The organism is Bacillus sp. HMSC036E02 (genome assembly GCF_001836235.1).
Classification (GTDB): domain Bacteria; phylum Bacillota; class Bacilli; order Bacillales; family Bacillaceae_G; genus Bacillus_A; species Bacillus_A cereus.
Genome location: NZ_KV827849.1, coordinates 1 through 4,150, shown reverse-complemented (window position 1 = coordinate 4,150; position 4,150 = coordinate 1). Strand labels below are relative to the sequence as shown.

Sequence of the window (4,150 nt, the reverse complement as noted above, 5' to 3'; positions counted from 1 at the left end):
AGTAGTACCAGCATTTCTCATTGCTTCTACGCATTCTTTCGACGCAGCCAAGTGTAAAAAACCCCAAATTATAAGATCTTTTTTAAAGTAACGATATTCTTCAGGTAATGGTTCTTTTACTTTAACTACCATATCGACTTCCCAAGCTTCTCCTTGTGCTACTAAATTTGCACCTGCGCCTGTATATTCATCATTGGTATATCCTGATCCAATACCTGCATCTTTTTCTACTAAGATTTGATGCCCTTCTTCAACTAACTTCCGAACATTTTCAGGAGTCATTCCTACACGTGCTTCTCCCTTTTTTATCTCTTTAACTACTCCAATTCTCACTTCTAACACATCCTTTTGTAAGCAATATAATACCTGGGATTAAAAAAGTAATACATGATTTACCAAACTTATTATGTCCATTCATGTTATTTTTATCGCCTAACTAGCTTTTAAGGTAGAAAACATTCAATATCAATTATTGTTATAAGGATATGTAAACATTTTGAAATCCTAGGTCATATTTCTCCTTCCAAAAGTATCTGGAATTGATTCGGCGACTAAAGAGACGATGCACTGAAAGTAACTATGTCCCTTGAAGGTTCACAAACACTACTTAAGAACGCCTAATCAAGCGATTCTACAAAATAAAAGATAGAGATTGCTATCAATTATGATATGGTATTGATGAGATTCGAATCGGTAATAAATAGATTCCTAAAAATACTTCTATTACTACAAAAATCTTTTAACCATTTAGTGTTATAGAAATACCACTAAGGAATATATACTGAAATTGTTGCGATAACAGCATTGCTACTTGTATTAGTAACCGAAACTGTATTAGAATTCACATTGGCAAAATAATATATGAACTAATTCAGTCAATGATGATCTCATAAACGTAGATGTAAATTAAGAAATCTCTTTAGAGAAAAAATCCCTGATTAGGGACTATTACTGTGCTTTTACAGCAAGGCTATTCAAGAAATTACGAATTGAAGAAGCTTGAAAAATACGTAGGCTAAAAGAGCTTATATTATAATACTTTTCAGTAATTATAAGTATTGATGGAAAGTATTTAGATTCTTTTGGCTGCCAAGATTCGTTATGCCATTCCTGACTGTGGAAGTATAATTCATACCTATTTATTTTATCTTGCATAACTTTTTTGCTGTAAACTGACCTCTGGACTTCAATGAAGAATGGAGATCTACGCCAAATTGTAAATGCATCAGGTTCCATGAATGCTTTACCGTACTTTGGCTCCACTTTAAACAGTTTAGGTTTTTCATAATAGATAAGCTGTTTATACACATCTAATATGCCTAGAAAGTGGGGAATCTTTTGACTAGTTTTGCGAAGTGTGCTGGATTGAGGGAAGTAAATGTATGGCTGTTGCGAGATATTGGCATCCACATGACCATCTCTTCTTAATCGCTTCATCACTGTATTACAGCATGTCACCGCGTTCTTTAATCCTTGAAAATGCAAATCAATAATGTCATCACGAGACATGCATCTAAAACGTTTCAAATTGTTTAGTATGGCTTTGTCTCTATTCCTCATAATCTAACACCCCGAATAATTGATTTTCTTCTTTTGGTGGGTTTTGCAACTTTATATTCTCTTTCGGAACACGATAAGGTTCAACTATCTTCTTGGCTTTACTTAATTCTAAAAAAGGAGATTGTACTTTCTTTAATCCATTTAACTTTAATATCATTTGGCCAGATTGCTCCAAGCGTTCTGAACCAGGGGTACCCATAATATTACTGTTAATTGTACTATCACATTTAAAGCCCATTCTAACCGTCATATTGAGCTTTAACTTACCATCCAACACTTTTGCATCAGGGCGTTGCATGCTTAGCATTAAAAAAACTCCAAGTGCCCTTCCGACTGCCGATATTTTTTCAATTATAGACATACATTCTTTTTCATCTTGCAACATAACCACTTCGTCGATAGCAAGTAAGATATATGGTTTCTGATTATAAGGATTTAATTTGTTGTATTCGTCAATATGATCTACTTCATACTCTTCCATCAATTTTCTACGTTCGCGTATTTCCTTCCACACTTTCTGCAGCATAATCTTCATTTCTATTTCTTCCATGCAAACCTCTTTTACGTGTTTCACCCTTCGCAAGAAATGAAATTCGGAATTCTTCAAATCGCCCAGGTACAAATGTAATTTATCAGGAGACATATATTGAATGAGTGTAGACAGTACAACGCGTACCATACTACTTTTTCCGCTTCCTGTCTCTCCTGCAATTAGAAGATGCGGCGTGTTTGAAGCAATCATGTCATACGTAATCATATTTCCGAATTGGTCACGCCCTACAATTACAGGAAGATGATGTTGTATAAGTAATGGATGCCACTTCTTATAACTGTAATTGTATGCTTGTAGCCCAGCATCCGAATGAAATACATTAAGTACAAACCTTTTAATATCACCTTCAATTGCTACATTACGCCCTAATATTTGTTGAAAGCAAAACCACTTCTTTTCAATGGTTTTCGGATCTAATCCGTTTGGAATGGTAAATATGTATCGAACCTTTTCTTTTGAGGAGAAAATGTCATGTATCTTCGGATAAATGGGTACTTTTCCACCTCTTGTTTGATGGTCTACATATAAACCTGCCTTTACAAATACCTCTATAAGTCGATTCTTCAAACTTTGTTTATGAAGCCAATCCTTTAAAATCCCCATGTAATTTCCTCCTTAAAACATCTCCACAATTTGAATGAATACATAACTAATGAAACAAACTCCACCTATCCTCATTCCATAATATATTCCATCACTTAATAGTTTCGCTGCTGCAACATGATTGTTTTTCACAAGATGCTTTTCTAACAGCGCCCCTCCAATTGTCATTACTCCTAAAGCTCCTAAAGAGATAAATGTAGTTAACATATAAAATTCCCCTTTATAAACAGAGTTTTGAATGTTGATGATACATGGGCTTACAAACTTAGAAATTTGGTAGAGTTACCTTGATAGCTACTTTGATAGCAACCTTGATACATCTTATTGTGAATAGCTTGTACAATATGCAAATTTTTCTTTGCAATTGCGTATAGTTTTTTGCATTTTGGACAAGGATGATTAAAAAAGATTATGGAGGAGATTAGCGTGTGGGGTAGGGGTATTGGGAGACATAGAACAAAGCTAGCTAAATTTTTAGCTAGCTACGATTACTCAATTCAGGATTTTTCTAAAGCTAGTAAAGTAAACAGAAATACATTAGGCCAACTGTGTAATGACAAGGATTATGTACCATCACCAAATACAATGCAAAAAATAATGAAGATAGTTAGAAAACATGATTCTCGAAAACAAGTAACTGACTTTTGGCATATATAAAGAGAATAAACTCTTTATATATCATTCCTTATGCAAGCTTGATATTAATTTTTATAGGGATACGGTAACGATTCCTTATAGACATTTCCTTACTGCCCTCTCGTTCTCGCACTAAGCCTTAATTAATTTTTTAGTAGTGGAAGATTGTTTTCTTTTATTAAATCATAAATGAATTTTTCTAATACACTTTCAGCTGCCTCTCGCATTTGATCCGGTGTTGAATCATTAAACACCTTTTCTATCTCCCTAAGTAGTTGTTTTAACGAATTTCCCGAAAGAATTCTCCTTCCACAAGCGTGTGAAGGGCGTAGCCAAAAGGTTTTCCTTTTTATTTTACCTCTGATATAATCAGTCTTATAAATTATAAAGGCTGGTATATAAATGAAATTAGATAGTAATAATCATTCAGTATTCTTGTTATATTATCACCTTGTGTTGGTTGTGAAATACAGAAAAAATGTATTTGATGATGATATGTCAGACTATGCAAAAGATATGTTTGTTCGACTATCTGAAAACTATAACATCACGTTAGTTGAATGGGATCATGATGTAGACCACGTTCATATTTTGTTCAAGGCACATCCTAATACAGAAATGACAAAATTCATTAATGCTTATAAAAGTGCAAGTTCTCGACTTATTAAAAGAGACTTTCCACAAGTGAAAAAGAAACTTTGGAAAGAGATGTTTTGGTCAAGAAGTTTTTGCTTGCTAACTACTGGTGGTTCGCCAATAGACTTAGTAAAAACATATATTGAAAATCAAAGTGAAAAG

The 4,150-nt window shown here is 33.7% G+C and carries 4 protein-coding genes and 1 pseudogene; 1 reads left to right on the top strand and 4 read right to left on the bottom strand.

Annotation, left to right across the window (positions count from 1 at the left end):
- The 4 genes and pseudogenes from HMPREF2590_RS14065 to HMPREF2590_RS14050 form a co-directional block, all read right to left on the bottom strand.
- Window positions 1-333: pseudogene (locus HMPREF2590_RS14065) on the bottom strand (alanine dehydrogenase); the annotation flags it as partial.
- A gap of 615 nt (window positions 334-948) precedes the next feature.
- Entirely contained in the window at window positions 949-1,560 is a 612-nt protein-coding gene (locus HMPREF2590_RS14060; protein WP_050822726.1) for a replication-relaxation family protein, read from the bottom strand.
- A complete protein-coding gene (locus tag HMPREF2590_RS14055; protein WP_050822724.1) occupies window positions 1,550-2,716 on the bottom strand; it encodes an FtsK/SpoIIIE domain-containing protein in 1,167 nt (388 codons plus the stop codon). Before HMPREF2590_RS14055 ends, HMPREF2590_RS14060 begins: the two co-directional genes overlap by 11 nt.
- A 12-nt stretch (window positions 2,717-2,728) precedes the next feature.
- Complete coding sequence (locus tag HMPREF2590_RS14050; RefSeq protein WP_050822722.1) at window positions 2,729-2,923, bottom strand: hypothetical protein; 195 nt, start codon at window positions 2,921-2,923, stop codon at window positions 2,729-2,731.
- Window positions 2,924-3,754: 831 nt separating this feature from the next.
- On the opposite strand from HMPREF2590_RS14050, the gene tnpA reads away from it, so the two are divergent.
- On the top strand, window positions 3,755-4,150 hold a 396-nt coding region (gene tnpA / locus HMPREF2590_RS14035; RefSeq protein ID WP_050822719.1), incomplete at its 3' end, for an IS200/IS605 family transposase.

What these genes read in the sequence shown, in the direction of transcription:
- HMPREF2590_RS14050 (WP_050822722.1), bottom strand. Translation starts at nt 2,923, where the DNA reads ATGTTAACTACATTTATCTCTTTAGGAGCTTTAGGAGTAATGACAATT.
- HMPREF2590_RS14055 (WP_050822724.1), bottom strand. Translation starts at nt 2,716, where the DNA reads ATGGGGATTTTAAAGGATTGGCTTCATAAACAAAGTTTGAAGAATCGA.
- HMPREF2590_RS14060 (WP_050822726.1), bottom strand. Translation starts at nt 1,560, where the DNA reads ATGAGGAATAGAGACAAAGCCATACTAAACAATTTGAAACGTTTTAGA.